Below are 20,390 nucleotides of genomic sequence, written 5' to 3' on the forward strand. Positions count from 1 at the left end.
TCTTTATGCTCAGCAGTCATAGCCCAGTGATGTCGCCGGCCTGCTGAAGGGGGTCGGGCGGTGCTCTCCGCTCCAGCCGTTGACACGGCTGCCGCTTCGCCACAAACGTCGAAGGCCTTCCCTGACGGGAAGGCCTTTTTGCATTGGAGCACGTATCGACATGGCGCCGCTGGCCTGCTGAAGGGGTTCGGGCTGCGCCCTCCACTCCTCGCGGGTTTGCCACTGCTTTATCTCTCGTTGCCTCCGACAGTATCTGTTCTACGATCCCGTGTCTTTGGCCATCCTCAGCTGCGTAGGATCAACGAAACGGCGTTTCTTGCGTACAAAACACCGGTCGTACTTGTTTCACGCCATGAAGCAGGTAGAGTAATAAAATCGTATGTGGAGGCGCTCTCCACGCAACAGATGTGATACTTAACAGCGGTACTGATATGGAACAAGTAAACAAGTCTGCCTTCAGCGATGTTCTGGAATATGTTCGTATGTCTCGTCGTCAAAACAAACTCAAACGAGAGATTCAGGACAATGAGAAGAAGGTCCGCGACAACCAGAAGCGTGTTCTCCTGCTGGATAACCTGAGTGACTACATCAAGCCTGGCATGAGTATCGAAGAGGTTCAGGCCATCATTGCGAATATGCGTGCCGACTATGAAGAGCGGGTCGATGATCACATCATCAAGAATGCCGAACTGTCCAAGGAGCGGCGCGAGCTCAGCGCCAAACTCAAGGCGATGGGTGGCCATAAATGAGTCTCAGCCGGCCTCGATGGCCGGCTTCTTTTTCCCTTCTGGTGTGACCATTGACTCCCTTTTTGCCTTTCTGCCTTGCGCCCTGTTACCATCAATTCTGAGGATGCTGCTGCGACAGAGGCGAGTCATCCGTAACATATAAAGACAATAAGTTGTGCAACCATGCTGGGGTCTCATATGGGCGCACCAAGGCAGATGGATTCGAATATAGTGGCATCAGAGGATTATCCGGTGGGTCAACCGCCAAGACCTCGTCGTTCCTGGCTTACCTGGCTGTTTTGGTTTTTGTTCTTGCTGATCGTCGGGGCCTTGGTGGCGCTGGTGCTCTTCGAGATGAAGACCTCAACCCTGCAATCCAGAGAGATTTCTCGCTATGCGTCGGGACTGACGTATCGTGTGGAGCCGGGCGCCAGTGGGCAGATCGCCTTTCCGACACAAGGGCCTTTTGATAAGCGCTTGGGGTACGTCTCTTTGCCTGCCGTCCAAGAGCGTTTGCTCCAGCGTGGCTTCGAGGTAACCCGACAGGTTCGTTTCTCCGACGAGCTTTACCGTTATGCCTCCCATGGCTTCTTCGTACCCTATACCGAGAAGGTACAGGCAGGGCTGACGCTGCATGATTGTCGTGCTGAGGATGTCTATCGCTTCCGCTATCCTGGCCACTACTATGCGGATTTCAATGCGATTCCATCCCTTGTCGTGCAATCCCTGCTCTTCATCGAGAACCGCTATCTGCTCAGTACCGAAGAGCCGCTGGCCAACCCGGCGGTGGATTGGCCCCGTTTTGCCAAGGCTGCGGTTTCCCAAGTTGGCAAGGCGCTCGACATGCAGGATCAGTCGGCAGGGGGGAGTACCCTGGCGACTCAAGTCGAGAAGTATCGTCACTCTCCGGATGGCCTGACCCTATCGCCCACCGAAAAACTGAGGCAGATGGTTTCTGCCAGTGTGAGAGCCTATCGGCTTGGCCCGGAAACCCTGGAAGCGAGAAAACTGGTTGCCTGGGCTTATCTCAACTCTGTGCCCCTGTCGGCAGCCCCCGGTTATGGTGAGGTGCATGGCCTGGGGGATGGATTGTGGGTCTGGTTTGGTGCCGATCCTGAGCGCGTTAATTTGCTGCTCGATCCCATGCGCAACCAAGGCACCAGCCTGGCGGAACAGGGTTTGGCCCTGCGTCAGGTTGTCTCTCTGATGATCGCCCACCGCCGTCCGTCCTATTACCTGGCTCAAGGGAGACAGGATCTGGCCACGGTGACCGACAGTTACCTGCGTCTCTTCGTTCAGGAGGGGATGATAGATCCTCCCTTGATGGAGGCCGCCCTCAAGGCTCCTCTCTCATTTCGTAACTTCGTACAAGCGCCTGCCTCCCTCAAGGTTGAGAGCAACAAGGGCTTGCAGGTGGCTCGTTCTCGATTGAGCCGGCAGCTGGGGGTACAACTCTATGACCTGGACCGGATGGATCTCAATGCAGACACCAGTCTCAACTTCCAGCTTCAGGATCAAGTGACGGCTTACCTGCACCGGCTGGCTGACCCTGCCTTTGCGGCCGAGGTCGGGCTCTTTGGTGAACGCCTGCTCTCGCCCGAGAAGACAGGGGACGTGAGCTACAGCTTCACGCTCTTTGAACGGACGCCTGAGGGGTTCCAGGTTCGGGTTCAGACAGACAACACGGACCAGCCTTTCGATATCAACGAGATGAGCAAGTTGGAGCTGGGCTCTACCGCCAAGCTGCGGGTGCTGACCACTTATCTGGAAATTATTGCCGAGCTGCACGAGCGTTATGGCGACATGCCGATCGATTCCCTGCGTAAGATAGATGCGCAGGATAACCTGAGTCGTTGGGCGATCGCCTGGCTCAGCACCGATAAGGAACGCAGTCTTCCCATCATGCTGGAGGCAGCGCTCGATCGCACCTATTCCGCCAGCCCCTATGAGGGATTCTTCACCGGCGGCGGTATGCACACCTTCAACAACTTCCGCAAAGAAGACAACGGTCGCATGCCGAGTATGCGCGATGCCCTGCGCGAGTCGATTAACCTGCCCTTCGTGAGACTGCTGCGGGATATCGAGCGCTATACCCTCTACAAGGAAGGTAACCGCGCCCAGCTGCTCAAGGATGACAAGGACCCGCGTCGCACCGAGTATCTGGTTCGTTTCGCCGATAAAGAGGGACAGACCTACCTGCTGCGCTTCTGGCGTAAGTATGAGGGTAAGAGTACCGAGGAGCAGCTCGATACCTTCCTCGATGGTCTCAAACCCAGTGCCTCTCGGCTGGCGGCCGTGCACCGCTATCTCTTCCCCAATGCGTCGCTGGATGAGTTTCGGGCCTTCCTGGATGCTCGCCTGCCCAAGGCGATGCGCGCAGTCGTGACAGAAAAACGGATCGCCCAACTGTATGAGGGCTATGGTCCAGGCAAGTATTCCTTGCCAGATCAAGGCTATATAGCCAGGGTACACCCGCTCGAGCTCTGGCTGCTTAGCTATCTGCGCGAGTTCGACAAGGCGACTTTCTCCGATGCGGTGAAAGCGAGCCGGGATGAGCGCCAGGAGGTCTATGGCTGGTTGTTCAAGACGCGACATCGTAGCGCCCGGGACAGCCGGATCCGCACCATGCTGGAGGTCGAGGCCTTCCTGGATATTCACCAGCGCTGGCAGCGTCTGGGTTATCCCTTCGATCACCTGGTACCGTCCCTGGCTACCGCCCTTGGCAGCTCGGGTGACCGACCGGCGGCCTTGGCCGAGCTGATGGGTATCATTATGAACGACGGGGTGCGCCTGCCGACCTTGCGCATCGATCGCCTCGAGTTTGGCCAAGGCACGCCGTTCGAGACCGAGTTCATGCCGAAGAAAGAGGCCGGCGTACGCGTGCTGCCGAGCGAGGTGGCGGCTGCCCTGCGCGGTGCACTCTCCCAGGTGGTCGAGGCGGGGACGGCGCGGCGTATTGCCGGTGCCTTCAAGCTTGCCGATGGAACCCCTATTGTCATGGGCGGCAAGACAGGGACCGGTGATAACCGGATCGAGACGGTGGGACGCTACGGCAACGTGACCAGCTCTCTGGCGCGCAACCGCACCGCCACCTTCGTCTTCTACCTGGGCCCAGATCACTTCGGCACCCTCACTGCTTTCGTGCCGGGGAGCCAGTCGGACAAGTTCCGCTTCACCTCGGCGCTGCCGGTACAGGTGCTCAAGGGGATGGCGCCGATCCTGACGCCCTATCTGGAGCCTGGAGCCCATACCCAGTGCCAGGTCCCACAACCCCAGTCATGAATTCGGGGGCCGCAAGGCCCCCGCTCTTTTGAGGTGATCCCATGCATTACGCCTTCTGCCAGACGGCCCGCGGACCCCTGCTGGTCGCCATCGATCGGGATGGCCTGCGCCACGTGGAGTTCTGCGACGGTGAGCGACCCCAGCCCGTGTTGCCAGACTGGCGCCACGACGAGGTGGCACTGCGCCCCTATCTGGAGCAGTTCACCGCCTACTTTTCCGGTCGGCTAACCCGTTTCGATCTGCCCCTGGCAGCCTGTGGCACGGCGTTTCAGATGGCGGTGTGGGCGGCGCTGCGGGAGATTCCCTTCGGCCACACAGTGAGTTATCGCGACATTGCCAACGCCATCGGCAATCCCAAGGCGGTGCGGGCCGTCGGGGCGGCCAATGGACGCAATCCCCTTAGCGTCATAGTGCCGTGCCACCGGGTGATTGGTAGTGCCGGTGCCTTGACCGGCTATGCTGGCGGACTGCCGATCAAGGCCTGGTTGCTGGAGCACGAGAAAAGTGTTGCAAAGATGAACAGCAGATGAAGTGACGGCTCATATTCACTTCAGAGAAGCAGGCGTAAGGTGATTCTACACTCCGAACCAATGGCGGTTATGAGTGGCACCCATGTGACGCTTCCAATCTGTGATTTTTCCCCAGCGCCTCCCTGAGGCGCTTTTTTTATGCCTTTTCCATAAAAAAGCCCGCCGGAAGGCGGGCTGAAAATGACAAGGTGCAGTTGTCAGGAGAGGGTCAGAAAGAGGCCGGCGAGGCAGGCACTCATCAGATTGGCCAGCACGCCGGCCAGAATGGCGCGCATGCCGAAGCGGGCGATGAAGGCCTTGCGCTCGGGCACCATGGAGCCGAGGCCACCGATCAGGATCGCCATGGAGGAGATGTTGGCAAACCCGCACAGGGCGAAGGTGACGATGGCCTTGCTGCCGGCGCTCAGGGTCTGGTCCTGCACCAGGGCGATGAAGGCCACGAACTCGTTGACCACTATCTTGGTGCCGATGAGGGCTCCAGCCGCTTGGGCCTCCTGCCATGGAATACCGATCAACCAGGAGACGGGGGCGAACAGCCAGCCGAGGATGATCTGGAAGCTCAGCTCCATGCCCACCAGGCCACCGGCCCAGCCAAGCAGGCCGTTGAACAGGGCGATGACACCGACGAAGGCGAGCAGGGTCGCGCCTACGGCCACGGCGATGTTGAGGCCGGCCATGGCACCGTCGGCGGCGGCTTCGATGACGTTGGTGGCGCGCGGGATCTCCACGTCGTCGTGGAAGTCAGCCTCAACTTCGCTGGGAGGTACCAGGATCTTGGCCATGGCCAGCCCGGCCGGGGCCGACATGAAGGCGGCGGCGATCAGGTACTTGAGCTCGACACCTATGCTGGCGTAACCGACCAGGGTGCCGCCCGCGACCGAGGCGAGACCGCAGCTCATCACGGCGAAGAACTGGGAGTCGGACATGCGCGAGAGATAAGGCTTGACCACCAGGGGGGCCTCGACCATGCCGACGAAGATGTTGGCGGTAGCAGAGAGGCTCTCGGCGCGGCCGGTGCCGAGCAGGCGTTGCAGGGCTCCGCCGATCAGGGCGATGACACGCGGCATCAGGCCGATGTGGTAGAGAATGGCGATCAGCGCCGAGAAGAAGATGATGACCGGCAGCACGTTGAAGGCAAAGATGAAGCCGAGTTTGAACTTGGCCAGATCCCCGAACAGGAAGGCGATCCCCTCCTGGCCGTAGGCGATCACGGCGCTGACGCTCTGGCTCACGCCGTTGAGCACGCTCTGGCCGGCCGGCAGCCACAGCACCAGGGCGGCGAACAGCAGTTGCAACAGCAGGGCGAGGGAGACGGTACGCAGCGGGATGGCGCGACGGTCGGTGGAGCAGAGGGTGGCAAGGGCCAGGATGGCCAGCATGCCGAGCAGGGCAATCATGGGGACTCCGGGTGGCGGAACAGGGATGGGCGCGGATTCTGCGCCTGCCGCTGTCGTCTCGCAACCCGGGCTTGTTGCCCCTCTGTTATCGGACGACGAAAACCGTTTTCCACCTCGCTAACTGACTGATTTTATTCAGACACATTTCATTTGTTTCCTTATAAGGACAATCATTCCCTGGTCAGGGACAATCGCCCCAGCCAGGGTTGCTGGCGTGCCTCCCAGTGGGGCGGGTGACCGAAGATCTCTTTGAGGAAGGCGATGAAGTGGCGCACCTTGGGGGGCAGGTGTTCACGCCGGGCATAGACGGCGTGCACCGCCATTTTCTGGCTCGGTTCCCACTCGGGGAAGAGGGGGATGAGGCGCCCCTGGCGCAGCTCGTCCTCCAGCAGGTAGTTGGCCACGTAGGCGATGCCGAGCCCGGCCAGGGCGGCGTCGCGCACTGCCTCGGCCAGATCGACCCGGTAGTTGCCACTCACCGGCACCGCCAGCCGTTCGCGGCCACGGCGAAACTGCCACTGATCGTAGCGGCGCTCCTGGCTCTGGTAGGTGATGCAGTTATGGTGCTGAAGATCCTGAGGAGTGAGGGGCGTGCCGTGCTGCAACAGATAGTCGGGAGAGGCGACCACCACGAAGCCGATGTCGGCCAGCCGCTGGCCGACCAGCCCCTCCGGCTTATCCTCCACCGTGGTGATCCAGAGATCCAGCCCCTCGTCCACCAGGTTGCTGCGTCGATCGAACAGAGAGACCTCCAGCTCGAGCTCGGGATAGTTGCGCTGGAACTCCTGCAGACGCGGCACCACGTGCAGGCGACCAAATGACTGACCGATCCCTAGGTGCAGCACGCCGCTGACCCGGCCCTGGCGTTCGGCCACCATGGAGTCGGCTTCCTGGGCCTGGATCACCAGGGCGCGGCAGTGGCGGGCATAGTCCTCGCCGAGCTCGGTCAGGGCAAAGCGGCGGGTGGTGCGTTGCACCAGCTGGGCTCCCAGGCTCGCCTCGAGCTGGGCCAGCTGCTTGCTGATGTAGGACTTGGAGACACCGAGGCGGCGCGCGGCGGCAGAGAAGCCCTGCTCGCGAACCAGGGCATCGAGGATCAGCATCTGGGGCAGCCGTTGCAGCATCACAGTTTCCCATTGTGGACAAAGGTCCATTATGGCAAACCCGGCCGCCCCTTGGCAGGGTTATTGGCCGAGCGCTTGCTCGAGCTGGCGCAGCAGCGGGTTGCGATCCGGGGTCTGGCCGGCACCATAGCGGGCGATCAGCTTGCCGTCGCGCCCCAGCAGGTACTTGTTGAAGTTCCAGTCGGGGGCCTTGGATTGGGCTGCCAGCGCCTTGAACAGGGAGTTGGCCTCGGCACCGCGCACATGGCTGAAGTTGAACATGGGGAAGGTGACCCCATAGTCGCGGCGGCAGACGTCGGCGGCCTTCTGTTCGCTACCGTCCTCCTGACGGAAATCATTGGAGGGGAAGCCGAGCACCACCAGCCCCTTCGCCCCGTATTGCCGGTGCAGGCGCTCGAGGTCGGCAAACTGCTTGGTATAGCCGCAGTAAGACGCTGTGTTGACCACCAGCACCACCTTGCCCTCGGTCAGCTGGCACAGGTTGTGGCGGGTGGTGGTGGCGAGCTCGCGCAGCTCCTGGTTCAAGTAGTCGGGGCAGGCCTGGGCTGTGGTGGCGGCCAAGAGGGCCGCGAGCAGCAGAGGTTTCATCATGGAGTCCTTGTCAAAGCGTGGAAGGGAAACACGGCGCACCTAGCGTGGGATCAGCGCTATGCCGGTCAGCCAATGATGGCCGCCGATCAGCAGGGTCGCTACCAAGGCGGCGGCACCGGCGAAGCAGGCCAGGTCGGCGCGCCAGTCGGGCGCCGCCACCTGGGTGTGCCAGCCGTCGCGGCGCAGGATCAGCAACAGGCTCGCCAGTGCCCACAGCGCCAGGGTGGCAAACAGCAGCAGGGAGCGCCCCTCGTGATTGACCAGCAGATGGCCGACGGCCCACAGCATAAATCCCAGCAACTGGGGGTGGTGCAGCCAGCGGCGCAGGTGATTGGGGCCAAACGAGCAGCAGACGAGCCAGATCCCGAGCGGCAGCATCACCATGGCCGCCGGCCGTCCCCAGGCGGGGGGCGTGTAGAAGGGCTCCGGCAGGGTAGCACGCCAGCCGGCGAAGAGCAGGCCGAAGGCGACGAAGACGGCGAGGGAGAAGAGCCCCTTGTAGCGCTGTTCGCCGAGACGTTCGCGCAGCTGCGCGCGGTGCGCCGGCCAGAGACTGGGATAGAGGTGAGTCAGGGCAAAGAGGAGCAGCCCCAGGGTGAGCAGCAGCATGGTGGCCTCCGTGGCGTTATGCTGCCCCTATGATGCCGCAAGCCACTCTCCTTGGGCAGCGGCAGAGCCAAAAAAGCCGGCCCAGTGGGCCGGCGTTGGCCTCAGCGGGCACCGAGGCGCCACAAGGCAGCCACGTTACGGGCCGTCAGCTCCACATTGCCGCGGGCGGTGGTGAGGGCCTCCGGCAGGGCCATGGCGCGGTTGACCACGGCAAACACGGCATCCAGCCCGTGCTCGTGTACCACGGCGCAGTCGTCGCTGAGGCAACCGGCGATGCCGATCACCGGCTTGCCGAAGCCCTTGGCACAGCGGGCGACGCCGATCGGGGTCTTGCCGTGGATGGTCTGGCTGTCGATGCGTCCCTCACCGGTGACCACCAGATCGGCGTCGGCCACCGCTTCGGCCAGCTTCAGCGCCGCGATGACGATCTGGATGCCGGGTTTGAGCTCGGCGCCGAGCAGACCCACCAGGGCCGCCCCCATGCCACCGGCGGCGCCCGCCCCCGCAATCTCCTTTACCTGCTTGCCAAGCACCTGCTCGATACGGTCGGCGTAGTGGGCCAGGTTGGCGTCGAGCTCAGAGACCATGGCGGGGGTGGCTCCCTTCTGCGGCCCAAACACGGCGGAGGCACCCTGGGGGCCGCACAGGGGATTGTCCACGTCGCAGGCCACCTCGATGTGCAGCTTGCCCAGACGGGGATCCAGAGTACTCAGGTCGATCCTCTCCAGTTGGCCGAGGGCGCCACCTCCGGGAGGCAGGGCCTGCCCCTCTTTGTCCAGCAGACGGGCACCGAGGGCCTGCATCATGCCGGCGCCGCCGTCGTTGGTGGCGCTGCCGCCGATGCCGAGGATCAGGTGCTCTACCCCCAGGTCGAGCGCCGCCAGGATCAGCTCGCCGGTGCCGACGCTGGTGGTGAGCAAGGGGTTACGCCGCTCGGGCGGCACCAGGTGCAGTCCCGAGGCGGCGGCCATCTCGATGACGGCGCGCTTGCCATCGCCGAGCAGGCCGAGGAAGCCCTCGACCCGGTTGCCGAGGGGGGCGGTCACCTCGACCGGCACGATGCGCCCACCGGTGGCATCCACCAGGGACTGCACCGTCCCCTCGCCGCCGTCGGCCATGGGCAGCTTGACGTAGGTGGCATCCGGCAGCACCTGACGAAAGCCCGCCTCGATGGCGTCGGCCACTTCCAGGGCGCTCAGGCTCTCTTTGAAGGAGTCGGGGGCGATGACGATTTTCATGAAATTTCTCCTCAGGCGAGACCGAACACGCCGAACATCAGGGTAGAGACGAATGCGATGGTGAGACCGACGGCGGTCTCGTAGGGGATCAGCTTGAGCCGCTCTCCGATCCCCATGTGGACGCTGCCCCCGGTGGCGTGGAAGAAGGAGCCGTGGGGCATGTGGTCAAACACGGTGGCACCGGCGTGGATCATGGCGGCCCCGGCCAGGGCGCTGACCCCCAGCTCCAGCAGGGTGTGGCTAAAGACGCTGGAGGCGACCACGGTGCCGGCAGTGGTGGAGGCGGTGGCCAGCGACATCAGGGCCCCCGAGACCGGCGCCAGCAGGTAGGAGGGCAGGCCCGAGGCGGTCAGGCCTGCGATCATCACGTCCTTGAGGCCGGAATTGGCGATGATGCCCGCCAGGGTGCCGGTACCGAGCAGCATGATGGCGACCGGTGCCATGCGTGACAGGCCAGAGACGGCGTACTGGTTCAGGTTGCCGAACTTGCCCATCATCAGGGCGCCCACCAGGCCGCCGAGCGGTAGAGCGATGAGGGGATCGATGACGATACCGGCCACCGGGCGCAAGGCCAGCAACAGGATGGCGACCAGGGGCGCGCTGATGGCGGCGGCAAAGCGCGGCAGGGCGCTCTCGTCCACCACGACCACCTCCTTGGCGTCTACCTTGCTGCCACGGTTGTTGAGGCGCTTGGCCAGCCAGTAGGCCATGGCGAGGCCAAACAGGCCCGGGATGATGCCGGCGGCCATCACAGAGGTGAGGGGCAGGTGGAAGGTGTCGGCGGCCGCGATGGCATTGGGGTTGGGAGACATGACGTTGCCCGCCTTGCCACCGCCGATCATGGCCAGCAAGATGGCCGGCTTGGAGAGATCGGCACGGCGGGCGATAGCCAGGGCGATGGGGGCGACCGTGATGACCGCCACGTCGACGAAGACGCCGACCGCAGTCAGGATCAGGGTGGCCAGGGCCAGCGCCAGCAGAGCGCGAGTCTCGCCGAGCTTGCGCACTATGGTCTCGGCGATGGTGGTGGCGGCGCCCGATTCGATCAGCACGCCGGCCAGCACGCCGGCGGCCAGGATACGCATCACGGCGGTGGTGATCCCCTGGGCGCCGCCGATCATCAGGGCGACGGTCTGGGTCAAGTCTGCACCGCCGATGAGACCGCCGGCGAGGGCGCCGACAATCATGCCGTAGGCGGGCGGCACCTTCTTGAGGATGAGGGTGATGGCGATGACGAGAGCGGCGAGGGCCCCCAGGGCAGTGATGGGTGTCATGTCGGGTACCGGTTGTTGGAATAGTGGCCGCATTATGGCCGCCTGAGTGCCGGTGTCTTTGTTTAATCCATCAAAGTTTGTGAGAAATAGATGTGTGTTTTTGTTCAGATAAACAAATCACCCTGCCAGGCTGAGGGCCAGATAGAGCAGCAGCTTGTCTTCCAACACATTGATATTCAAGCCGGTTATATGTTCTATCCGACTCAGTCGGTAGCGTAGCGTGTTGGGGTGGACGAAGAGGGCGGCGGCGGCCCGATGCAGATCACAATTCTCGCCGAAATAGTGCTCGAGACTCTTGCGTAGGGTGCCTTTGGTATCCTCTTTGCCGAGCCGCTCGAGGGGGGTAGCGAGCCGGCTCGCCTGCCAGGAGTCGGCCAGGGTGCCGAGCAGCACCGGCAGCTTGTAGTCCTCGAAGAAGTAAACCTGGCGGCGTGGTGCCTGGCGGCTGCCGCGTTGCAGGGTCTCGCGGGCGGTGTGCCAGGAGAGGGCGAGCCCCTCGACCCCGGGGAAGTGATCGCCCACCCCGATGCGCACCCGAAAGCCGGCGATGCGCGCCAGCAGCGCCTTGACCCGCTCCCGCTCCCCCTCGGTCTGCCAGCCCGACTCTCCGAGCTGGATGGGTTTGAGCACCACTATCTCGTCGAGGCCGTGGATGGCGACCAGGTTGTCGCGCTCCGGATGCTCCAGCAGGTGCACCAGCTCGCGCAGCCGGGCCGGCTCCCCCTGCTCGAGGCGGATCACGGTGGCGACCCTGGGTTGGCTTAGATCGATGCCGAGCAGGCGGGCCGACTGGGCCAATTGGGCCGGCTTGCCGTCGCCACGCACCAGCTGCAGCACCAGCTCCTCCCTGTGGCGGCGATCCCACAGCAGCTGCTCGGAGAGCGCCGCCTGCTCGAGGATCAGCTCGGCAGTCATCTGCACCAGGGCGGCGAAGGCGCGCACCTGCTCCGGTGCCCCCGAGATGCCGATGACGCCGATCAACTCCTCCTGAAAGGCGATGGGCAGGTTGATGCCGGGGCGCACCCCCTTGAGGTGAGCGGCTGTTGCGTCGTCGATCTCCACCACCCGGTTTTCGGTGAGGGCCAAAATAGCCCCCTCATGGCGTTGATGGAGGCGGCTCGGGTCGCCCGAGGCGATGATGTGGCCGTGCCTGTCCATCACGTTGACCGAGTAGGGGAGGATCTTCATGGCCCGCGCGACGATCTGACGCGCGATATTATCGTCCAGTTCCATGCTGTTTCCGGCGTGATTGGGGCTTCGGGCTGTTGCTGGCGCGCCCGGACCGTTAGAATAGGCCCCACTTTACCCCAGTTGGACCCCACGATGGATTATGAATTTCGGCGTGACGGCTTCGGCGGTTACCGCGCCCGCTTCTCCATGGGCCACGAGGCCATCGGCCAGTGGCTGATCGACGAGGTGGGTAAGGACGAAGCCGTGCTCGATGAGCTGTTCGCCGTCATCGACCGCCTCTCGGCCCGCCAGCAGGAGGAGTTTCGTCGTCCCGGGCGTGACTACTCGCTGACCCTGACCCAGGAGGAGGCCGAGGTCAAAGCCAACGTGCTCAACATCAGCCTGGACGAGGATCTCGACGATCTCGCCTACTATGACGATGAACAGCTGGCCCTGTGCGGCCTCGAGGATTTCGCCGCCGTGCTGACCTCCTGGCGCGCCTTTATTCGCAACGAGGACTGGTAAGTCCCGCTCACACTACAGGTTTGAACCACTATGTCTGATATCGACACCAACAAGGCCGACAAGGCCAAGAAGAAGGGCTCCCCGCTCACCATGCAGCTGAACCTGGGTCCGAAGGACGCCAGCCGCCTGCACGCCCTGCACCTGGACGCCACCATCACCTTCGACGACATGAGCATTCCCAAGGGGGTGCTGATCAAGGCGGCCCTGATCGCCCTCGAAGAGATGGAGCCCACCAAGCGTGCCGACATCGTCGCCCGCGTGATCGCCGAGTCGGGCCGCTAAGCCGGTTACCGCTCACAAAAAGCCCCGCCTCGGCGGGGCTTTTTGTTGTCCGTCAGGCCAGCTGGCAGGCTTCCACCCGTTGGCGCAGGGTACGATAGCGTTCGCCCAGCTGCACGCGCGATAGCCCCTCATCGGCGGGGTCCAGGTGGTTTTGGAGCAGGTGGAAGTCCCGATCCAGATGCTGCTCGAGCCAGTCGATGCGCTGCAGGGTGAGCGGTGTGGCGCTCTGACCGCTGAGATCGTCCAGCACGTCGAGCAGGTGGCTGCGGTACATGTCGCGCAGCCAGTGGGCCCACAGGGCCTCGGGGCCCGAGAGGGCTTCTCGCCAGCGGGCGATGAGCCCTTCCAGTCTGGCCAGCACCGGGAGTGAGGCGCCGCGGCGGCGCAGGCTGGCCAGCTCCCAACGTGCCCACTCGAGACAGAGTTCACGCCACAGATGGAACTGGGGCAGGGGATCCTCGATCCCGAGCCAGAGCCCCGAGAGGGCCCGGGTCTCGAGCCGCTCGGGGACGTGAAAGTCGGGATCGCTCAGGCCGTTGGAGTTGAACTCGTGGAGGGGATCGAAGGGCCACATGTAGCCAAAGTCGAACAGCCGCACCTGATGGCCGTCGTCGAGCAGGTTGCCCGGGCTCGGGTCCCAGTCGAAGAAGCCCCAGTGAGCGAGCTCCCCCTCGGCATTGAGCATCTGCTGCAACACGCGTTCATTGATGCGTGAGAGGGGTTTTCCTGGCAACCAGGGAGAGAGCAACAGGCCGTGGTGCAGTGAGCCGAAGCGAGTGCTAACCACCTGGGGAAGCAGGTCGGGGTGCAGCTCGCGCAGGCTCTCAATCTCCTGACGCCGCTGCAGTTCGGTCAGGAAGGCGGTGGCGCCGTCGGCATTGGCGACCCGCGAGACGGGGCGTGCCCGCTTCAGGCACCAGGCTTCCCCGTCCAGATCCAGATGCAACACCTCGGCGGTGAGTCCGCTGCTGCACCTTTGCACCACGGCGGGGTGCTCTGCACCGATCTGGTCGAGCTGGGTCAGAGGCAGTGGGCACTCCTGTTCGCTGCCGATGCGGATCTCTGCCCCCGATGCCAGGAGGGCGGTCAGTCGCTGTTGCCGGGCGGTGATCTTGGGGTTCATGGGGGATCTCCTTATCGCCTCTGTTGACAGGCTACTCAGTTCACGCCGGATGAACCAGACGAGGGAAGAGATGGTGACGGTTTCATCACAGAGTCAGTAGAAGATGGCGAGCCAGATGGTGGTGCGGTCCGGGGCCGTGGATTCCACCCGGTGGCGCAGGTGGGCCGGCAGGTTGATGTAGTCGCCGGGGCCCAAACGCAGCAGCCTGGCCTCACCGCTCTGGGGATCTTCGATATTCAGCACCGCTTCGCCTTCCACCAGTAATACCCACTCGTGTTCGCTTTGATCGTACCACTCCCCCTGGGGTGTGCTTTGACCGCGCGAGAGGATGCGCTCGATGCGCAGGTGATCGGTGCTGAGGATGTCTTCAAACAGCTCGCAAGGCAGGGAGTCGGGGAGCATCTTGAGCAGGTTGCCGGTATGCATGTGCTGACCTCCATGGCGGACTGGTTTCAGTATAGATAAGTGGTCAGGGGAAGCCGTTGGGCCAGTTCGAATCCGAAGAGGGAGTCGTTCGACCTGCCGAGGGAAAACGTTTGACGAATTCGCTGCATTTCATCGCGTTTCCTGCTATTTTGCGCGCCCATCAGACAAACGATTTCCTTCACACTTTTACGAGATCCAGGCAATGGCAGAGCAACACGCGGCCGCGTCGATGGGACGAGGCGATTTTTTGGACACTTACTTCTCGATTCATGAGCGGGGCAGCTCGGTACGCCAGGAGCTGGTTGCCGGCCTGACCACCTTCCTCGCCATGGTCTACAGCATCATAGTCGTGCCCAACATGCTGGGCGCGGCCGGTTTCGAGCAGGGGCCTGTGTTTGTGGCTACCTGTCTCATCGCCGCCTTCGGCTCCCTGCTGATGGGGCTGTGGGCGCGCCTGCCGATGGCCATCGGCTGCGCCATCTCTTTGACCGCCTTCACCGCATTCAGCCTGGTGCTGGGTCAGGGCATCTCGATTCCGGTGGCACTCGGCGCCATCTTCTGGATGGGGATCCTGTTCACCCTCATCAGCGCCACCGGCGTGCGTCAGTGGATCCTGGCCAACCTCCCCTTCGGCATCGCCCACGGTACCGGGATCGGCATCGGTCTGTTCCTGCTGCTGATCGCCACCAACAGCGTCAGCCTGGTGGTGAAGAACGAGGGGGCCGGCCTGCCGGTACAGCTCGGTGATTTCACCTCCTTCCCCGTCATCATGACCCTGCTTGGGCTGGCCGCCATCTTCGGCCTGGAGCGTCGCCGCGTGCCGGGCGGGATCCTGATGGTGATCGTCGCCATCTCCCTGCTGGGCCTGGCCTTCGACCCTAAGGTGACCTGGCAGGGTTTCTTCGCCATGCCGAGCCTGACCGGTGAGCAGGGCTCCCTGGTGGGCAGCATGGACATCATGGGCGCCCTCAACGCGGCGGTGATCCCGAGCGTACTGGCCCTGGTGATGACGGCGGTGTTTGATGCGACCGGTACCATCCGCGCCGTGGCGGGGCAGGCCGGCCTCATCAACGAGCGTGGCCACATCATCAGCGGTGGCAAGGCACTGACCGCAGACTCGGTCAGCAGCATAGTTGCCGGCGTGGTGGGCGGGGCTCCGGCCGCCGTCTACATAGAGTCGGCCGCCGGCACCGCCGCCGGTGGCAAGACGGGTCTCACCGCCACCGTGGTCGGGGTGCTGTTCCTGCTGATGATCTTCCTCTCACCGCTCAGCTACCTGGTACCGGCCTACGCTACCGCACCGGCTCTGATGTACGTGGGCCTGCTGATGCTCGGCAACATCACCAAGCTGGACTTCAAGGATAGCGTCGACGCTCTCTCCGGCATGCTGTGCGCCGTCTTCATCGTGCTCACCTGCAATATCGTCACCGGCATCATGATCGGCTTTGCCTCCCTGGTGGTGGGTCGTCTGGTGGCCGGTGAGGCCAAGCAGCTCAACCTGGGCACCCTCCTCATCGCCGTCGCCCTGGTGGCCTTCTATGCCGGCGGCTGGGCCATCTAAATCCCAAGCAGAATGAGCAGGGCGCCTTCGGGCGCCCTGCTGCGTTTGGGGGGCCTCACACTTTTTCCCTCTGCCTTCCTTCGGCGTTTCATCATGAAACGGTGAGGCCTGACATTGCGTTTCATAATGAAACGCTGAAGGGCGGGTTTGGCACCGCCCCGCCACCCCTTAGACTGGCAACACTATTCATGCCCGTTGGGCCAGGAGGGAATCTCGATGAAGAAGCTGATCAACGCCGTCGATGCCGTGGTGCGCGAACAACTGATGGGTATGGCGGCCGCCCACCCCGAGCTGAAGGTGCGCATCGAGCCCCATTTTATCACCCGTGCCGACGCCCCCGTGGCCGGCAAGGTCGCCCTGGTGAGCGGAGGCGGCAGCGGACACGAGCCGATGCACGGTGGTCTGGTCGGGCGCGGCATGCTCGATGGCGCCTGTCCGGGAGAGGTCTTCACCTCGCCGACGCCGGATCAGATGTATGAGTGCGCCCAGGCCGTCGATGGTGGTGCCGGGGTGCTGTTCCTGGTGAAAAACTACACAGGTGACGTGCTCAACTTCGAGACGGCGGTCGAGCTGCTGCACGGAGAGGGAGTCAAGGTCGGCTTCACCCTGGTCGATGACGACGTGGCGGTAAAAGACAGCCTCTACACAGCCGGGCGGCGCGGTGTGGCCGCCACCGTGGTGATCGAGAAGCTGGTGGGGGCGGCCGCCGAGGCGGGCTATGACCTGGCCCGCTGCGAGGCCCTGGCCCGGCGCATCAACAACCAGAGCCGCAGCATAGGCGTCGCCCTGCACGCCTGCACAGTGCCGGCCGCCGGCAAGCCCTCCTTCACCCTGGCCGACGATGAACTGGAGTTTGGGGTCGGCATCCACGGGGAGCCGGGGATAGAGCGACGCGCCTATCAGGATCTCGACACCCTGGTCGAGCAGATGTTCCTCACCCTGACCGAAAACGTCCCCTACCACCGCACCCTGCGCCGCTGGGATCGCGAGCAAGGCGGCTGGCTCGAGGATCAGGTGACCATAGAGCCTTTGGGGCAGGGTGACAGGGTGATCGCCCTGGTCAACAGCCTCGGCGGCACTCCGCTCTCCGAGCTCTACGGGGTTTACGGCAAGCTGGCCCAACTGTGCGACAAGGCGGGCATCCACCTGGTTCGCAACCTCATCGGTCCCTACTGCACCTCCCTCGACATGAGCGGCATCTCGATCACCCTGGTGAAGGTGGACGACGAGCTGATGGGGCTGTGGGATGCCCCGGTCCATACCCCGGCCCTGCGCCGTGGCTGCTGAGGAGAGCATGATGCTGACCAGAGAACAGGTGGTGGCCTGGTTGCAGGCCTGCGGCGGGGTGTTTGAGCGCGAGCGTGATTTCCTTACCGGCCTCGACACCGACATCGGCGACGGGGATCACGGCATCAACATGCAGCGCGGTTTCGCCAAGGTGGCCGAGAAGCTGCCGACCGTGGCGGACAAAGACATAGGCCAGATCCTCAAGACCACCGGCATGACGCTGCTCTCCTCGGTGGGCGGGGCGAGTGGGCCGCTCTATGGCACCTTCTTCATCCGCGCCGCCGCCGTGGCCGACGCCCACCAGAGCCTCACCCTGACGGAGTTGCAGCAGATGTTGGCCGAGGGTGTCGAGGGGGTAGTGGCACGCGGGCGCGCCGAGCCCGGTGACAAGACCATGTGCGACGCCTGGTGGCCAGCCCTGGCCGCCCTCGCCGAGGCCCAGGCGCGCGGAGACTCGGTGGCCAAGGCCCTGACGGCAGCGGTGGCCGCCGCCGAGCTGGGCGCCCAGGCCACCATCCCCATGCAGGCGCGCAAGGGGCGCGCCAGCTACCTGGGTGAGCGCAGCATAGGGCATCAAGATCCAGGGGCGACCTCCACTTGCCTGTTACTCGCCGCCCTGGCTCGCAGCGCAGGGGGTGGCGCATGATAGGTATCGTCGTGGTCTCCCACAGCGCCACCCTGGCGGCCGGCATTCAGGAGCTGGTGGCCCAGCTCGGTTCGCCGGCACGCCTCGCCCTGGCCGCCGGGGTGGACGATCCCCTGCACCCCATCGGCACCGACGCAGTGGCGGTAATGAGTGCCATCGAGGAGGTGGACGATGGGGAGGGGGTCTTGGTGCTGATGGATCTCGGCAGCGCCCTGCTCAGCGCCGAGACGGCGCTGGATCTGCTGCCCGAGGAGCTCAGCGAACGGGTGAGACTCTGTCCTGCGCCTCTGGTCGAGGGGACGCTGGCGGCCGTGGTCGCCGCCGGGGCCGGCATGGATCTCGATGCCGTCGCGGCTGAGGCACGGGGGGCGTTGGCCCCCAAGCTGGCCATGCTGGGCGAGGGGGGAGAACCTGAGGCGGTCGAGCTGGCCGAGCCCGAACCCGTGCACGAGCCTTGGCAGAGCTACCAGGTCGTGGTGGAGAACCCCCACGGGCTGCACGTGCGGCCTGCGGCACGGCTGGTTGCGGCGCTCAAGCCGTTCAATGCGGAGCTGCGTCTGTGCAAGGGGGAGCAGGAGGCCAACCCGCGCAGCCTGAGTCGACTGGCCCTGCTGGATGTGAAGCGGGGGGACACTCTCACCCTGTTTGCCCGCGGCGGCGATGCGTCCCTGGCCCTGATGGCGTTTCGTCAGCTGGCGGCCGATCGCTTCGGCGATGCCGAGTGATCCCGGTAGTGTGCGGGATCGATGCCTAGGGTCTTGAGCCGGCGCCAGAGCGTGGTGCGACTGATGCCGAGCCGCTCAGCCATCTGCTGCACTCGCCCCTGGCAGAGCGCGGCCGCCTCGAGCAGGGCGTGACGCTCCTGCTCGGCCAGGGTCATCAGTCGGGGCTCCGGCGTGGTCTCCTCTGGCCTGTGGTGCAGGGAGGCGGGCAGGTGCTCCGGCTGGATAGTGGTCCCCTCGGCCCTGAGCCGGGCGTGTTCGACGACCGACCGCAACTCGATCAGGTTACCGGGCCAGGAGTGGGCCAGCAGACGCTCCCGGGCGGCGGGTGAGAAGCCGCGCGGATCGCCCTGCAGCTCCAGCTGATGGGCGATGAGGCGGGGCAGATCGGCGGTGCGCTCGCGCAGGGGAGGGAGCCACAGCTCGAAGGCTTGCAGGGCGAAGAGGAGCTGACGCCCGAAGAGCCCCTGCGCCACCCGCACCTCCAGATCGACGGAGCTGGTGGCGATGAGACGAAACTTCGGCAGCAGCACCCGCGACGAGTCGAAGCGCTGTAGCCGTCCGCTCTTGAGCCACTGCAGCAGCGCACCCTGCAGGGTGGGTGGCAGCTGTTCTACCTGCTCCAATACCAGGGTGCCGCCATGGGCCTCCTCCATTTTTCCGGGGCGCTCGATCCCCTCCTCGTCACACCCCATCAACAAAGACTCCAGCCGTGCCGGTGGGATGGCGTGGCAATCCACAATGACCAGAGGCCCGTCGGCCTGACTCCCCTCCAGGTGCAGATAGGCAGCGAGCGTTCCCTTGCCGCTGCCGGGTTCGCCGCGCAGCAATACGGGGCCATTGCCATGGGCGGCCTGACGCGCCAGACGCAGGGTCCTGGCCATGGGCCGGGAGTCGGCGACCAGCATGGGGGGCGGCTGGCGCCGCAGCCAGAGGGCCTCGAGCCGCTCCGCCGGGTGCAGCAGCGCGATGAAGTGGGCACCCAATGGGGTCGGAACGCGCTTGAGGCTGAGCAGCACGGGAAGGAGCCTCCCCTCGCACTCCAGCACCAGATCTACGTGGCTCAATGGATCTTCCGATTCGATGGCTAGCTCCAGTCGCCTCGGCAGGCGCAAATGGAGGGCGAGGGGCTGACCGAGCACCCGCGCTGGGTCCAAGCCAAGGCGCTCTGCGGCGAGTCGGTTGAGGTAGCGGATCCTGGCCTGGTGATCCCAGGCCAACACCCCATCGTCCATCCCCTCCAGCAGGGCATAGAGCTCGCTCAGATGGCGCTGGGACTCTTGCATCAGCCCCTCCATCTGCAGCAGGTTGGCCAGCTCACGGCCCGCCGCGACCGCCAGCGCCAGATCCCCCGGATAGGCCTCCTCCAGCGGGCAGTAGAGGGCCAGCATGGCGACCAGCCGCCCCTGAGGGTTGAAGACCGGGGTCGCCGAGCCGACCCAGCCGTGCAGTGCCTCCTTGAAGTGTTCCTTGCCGCGCAGGGTGAGTGGCATGCCCAGATGGCCTGCCAGGTTGATGGCGTTGCTGCCGAGGCGCCCCTCACTCAGGAAGGCCCCCTGCAGCAATCCAAGCTCACCGAGTGCCGCCAGGATCTCCCCATGGCCGACCCTTGCCAGCAGGCAGCCGCTCTCGTCGGTGAGCAGCAGGGCGCAGCGGCGCCCCTCCATGTATTCGTAGAGATCCTCGAGGGCCATCTCGCCGGTCACCACCAGATCCCGCTTGCGTTGCAGCATGCTCTGCAGGGTCTGGCCACGGGCCAGGTGTGGTGGTTGCCAGGGGGTGGGGGCGCTTTGCAGGCTGCAACGCTGCCAGGAGGCTTGCAGCCACTCCGGGTATGCGTTCACATCGGACTCCTTGGGTGGGGGGCCCATTAAA

Annotated in this window: 19 protein-coding genes; 9 read left to right on the forward strand and 10 right to left on the reverse strand. The window is 64.3% G+C overall.

The annotated features are described in order from the left end of the window. Positions 1-431 precede the first annotated feature (431 nt). The 3 genes from tmaR to BN1121_RS12270 all read left to right on the forward strand — a co-directional run bounded on the left by tmaR (position 432) and on the right by BN1121_RS12270 (position 4,540). Positions 432-749: a PTS system regulator TmaR gene (tmaR, locus tag BN1121_RS12260; protein ID WP_005354355.1), complete on the forward strand. Its 318-nt coding sequence runs from the start codon at positions 432-434 to the stop codon at positions 747-749. A gap of 177 nt (positions 750-926) precedes the next feature. Continuing rightward, positions 927-4,010 carry a transglycosylase domain-containing protein gene (locus tag BN1121_RS12265; RefSeq protein ID WP_043157666.1) on the forward strand — a complete coding sequence of 1,028 codons (3,084 nt, stop codon included), beginning with the start codon at positions 927-929 and terminating at the stop codon, positions 4,008-4,010. Positions 4,011-4,051: 41 nt separating this feature from the next. Then, complete coding sequence (locus BN1121_RS12270; RefSeq protein WP_005354362.1) at positions 4,052-4,540, forward strand: methylated-DNA--[protein]-cysteine S-methyltransferase; 489 nt, start codon at positions 4,052-4,054, stop codon at positions 4,538-4,540. 197 nt (positions 4,541-4,737) lie between these two features. Here the strand turns inward: BN1121_RS12270 and BN1121_RS12275 are convergent, their stop codons facing one another. From BN1121_RS12275 to BN1121_RS12305, 7 genes are all read right to left on the reverse strand, one after another. Next, positions 4,738-5,937, reverse strand: a complete 1,200-nt coding sequence (locus BN1121_RS12275) for a NupC/NupG family nucleoside CNT transporter (protein WP_005354375.1) — start codon at positions 5,935-5,937, stop codon at positions 4,738-4,740. 170 nt (positions 5,938-6,107) lie between these two features. Beyond that, positions 6,108-7,061: a LysR family transcriptional regulator gene (locus BN1121_RS12280; protein ID WP_005354377.1), complete on the reverse strand. Its 954-nt coding sequence runs from the start codon at positions 7,059-7,061 to the stop codon at positions 6,108-6,110. A 60-nt stretch (positions 7,062-7,121) separates the two neighbouring features. Continuing rightward, the gene (locus tag BN1121_RS12285; RefSeq protein WP_407921519.1) at positions 7,122-7,652 is read right to left on the reverse strand and encodes a glutathione peroxidase; all 531 of its coding nucleotides are present in this window, start codon (positions 7,650-7,652) and stop codon (positions 7,122-7,124) included. A 39-nt stretch (positions 7,653-7,691) separates the two neighbouring features. Further along, positions 7,692-8,261, reverse strand: a complete 570-nt coding sequence (locus BN1121_RS12290) for an NnrU family protein (RefSeq protein WP_005354381.1) — start codon at positions 8,259-8,261, stop codon at positions 7,692-7,694. 101 nt (positions 8,262-8,362) lie between these two features. Next, entirely contained in the window at positions 8,363-9,499 is a 1,137-nt protein-coding gene (locus BN1121_RS12295; RefSeq protein ID WP_005354383.1) for a glycerate kinase, read from the reverse strand. 11 nt (positions 9,500-9,510) lie between these two features. Further along, a complete protein-coding gene (locus tag BN1121_RS12300) occupies positions 9,511-10,773 on the reverse strand; it encodes a GntP family permease (RefSeq protein ID WP_005354386.1) in 1,263 nt (420 codons plus the stop codon). Positions 10,774-10,890: 117 nt separating this feature from the next. Then, the gene (locus tag BN1121_RS12305) at positions 10,891-12,006 is read right to left on the reverse strand and encodes a sugar diacid recognition domain-containing protein (RefSeq protein WP_005354389.1); all 1,116 of its coding nucleotides are present in this window, start codon (positions 12,004-12,006) and stop codon (positions 10,891-10,893) included. A 90-nt stretch (positions 12,007-12,096) separates the two neighbouring features. On the opposite strand from BN1121_RS12305, the gene BN1121_RS12310 reads away from it, so the two are divergent. After that, positions 12,097-12,468: a YacL family protein gene (locus BN1121_RS12310; protein ID WP_005354391.1), complete on the forward strand. Its 372-nt coding sequence runs from the start codon at positions 12,097-12,099 to the stop codon at positions 12,466-12,468. Positions 12,469-12,498: 30 nt separating this feature from the next. Continuing rightward, positions 12,499-12,750: a hypothetical protein gene (locus BN1121_RS12315; RefSeq protein ID WP_005354394.1), complete on the forward strand. Its 252-nt coding sequence runs from the start codon at positions 12,499-12,501 to the stop codon at positions 12,748-12,750. 52 nt (positions 12,751-12,802) lie between these two features. Here the strand turns inward: BN1121_RS12315 and BN1121_RS12320 are convergent, their stop codons facing one another. Next, positions 12,803-13,873 carry a protein kinase family protein gene (locus BN1121_RS12320; protein WP_005354397.1) on the reverse strand — a complete coding sequence of 357 codons (1,071 nt, stop codon included), beginning with the start codon at positions 13,871-13,873 and terminating at the stop codon, positions 12,803-12,805. Positions 13,874-13,966: 93 nt separating this feature from the next. Beyond that, the gene (locus BN1121_RS12325; RefSeq protein ID WP_005354400.1) at positions 13,967-14,299 is read right to left on the reverse strand and encodes a cupin domain-containing protein; all 333 of its coding nucleotides are present in this window, start codon (positions 14,297-14,299) and stop codon (positions 13,967-13,969) included. A 202-nt stretch (positions 14,300-14,501) separates the two neighbouring features. Here BN1121_RS12325 and BN1121_RS12330 point away from each other — a divergent pair, with 202 nt between their 5' ends. From BN1121_RS12330 to dhaM, 4 genes are all read left to right on the forward strand, one after another. After that, entirely contained in the window at positions 14,502-15,860 is a 1,359-nt protein-coding gene (locus BN1121_RS12330; RefSeq protein WP_005354402.1) for an NCS2 family permease, read from the forward strand. 216 nt (positions 15,861-16,076) lie between these two features. Continuing rightward, complete coding sequence (dhaK, locus tag BN1121_RS12335; RefSeq protein ID WP_005354405.1) at positions 16,077-17,147, forward strand: dihydroxyacetone kinase subunit DhaK; 1,071 nt, start codon at positions 16,077-16,079, stop codon at positions 17,145-17,147. A 10-nt stretch (positions 17,148-17,157) separates the two neighbouring features. After that, the gene (gene dhaL, locus BN1121_RS12340; protein ID WP_005354408.1) at positions 17,158-17,793 is read left to right on the forward strand and encodes a dihydroxyacetone kinase subunit DhaL; all 636 of its coding nucleotides are present in this window, start codon (positions 17,158-17,160) and stop codon (positions 17,791-17,793) included. Next, a complete protein-coding gene (gene dhaM, locus BN1121_RS12345) occupies positions 17,790-18,518 on the forward strand; it encodes a dihydroxyacetone kinase phosphoryl donor subunit DhaM (protein WP_005354410.1) in 729 nt (242 codons plus the stop codon). The genes dhaL and dhaM overlap by 4 nt, the downstream gene beginning before the upstream one ends. Here dhaM and dhaR read toward each other — a convergent pair. Beyond that, positions 18,482-20,386 carry a dihydroxyacetone kinase operon transcriptional regulator DhaR gene (dhaR, locus tag BN1121_RS12350; RefSeq protein WP_043597929.1) on the reverse strand — a complete coding sequence of 635 codons (1,905 nt, stop codon included), beginning with the start codon at positions 20,384-20,386 and terminating at the stop codon, positions 18,482-18,484. The two genes, dhaM and dhaR, sit on opposite strands and share 37 nt — an antisense overlap. Between the last annotated feature and the right edge of the window lie 4 nt (positions 20,387-20,390).

The sequence above is a fragment of the Aeromonas diversa CDC 2478-85 genome (assembly GCF_000819805.1).
Lineage (GTDB): Bacteria > Pseudomonadota > Gammaproteobacteria > Enterobacterales > Aeromonadaceae > Aeromonas > Aeromonas diversa.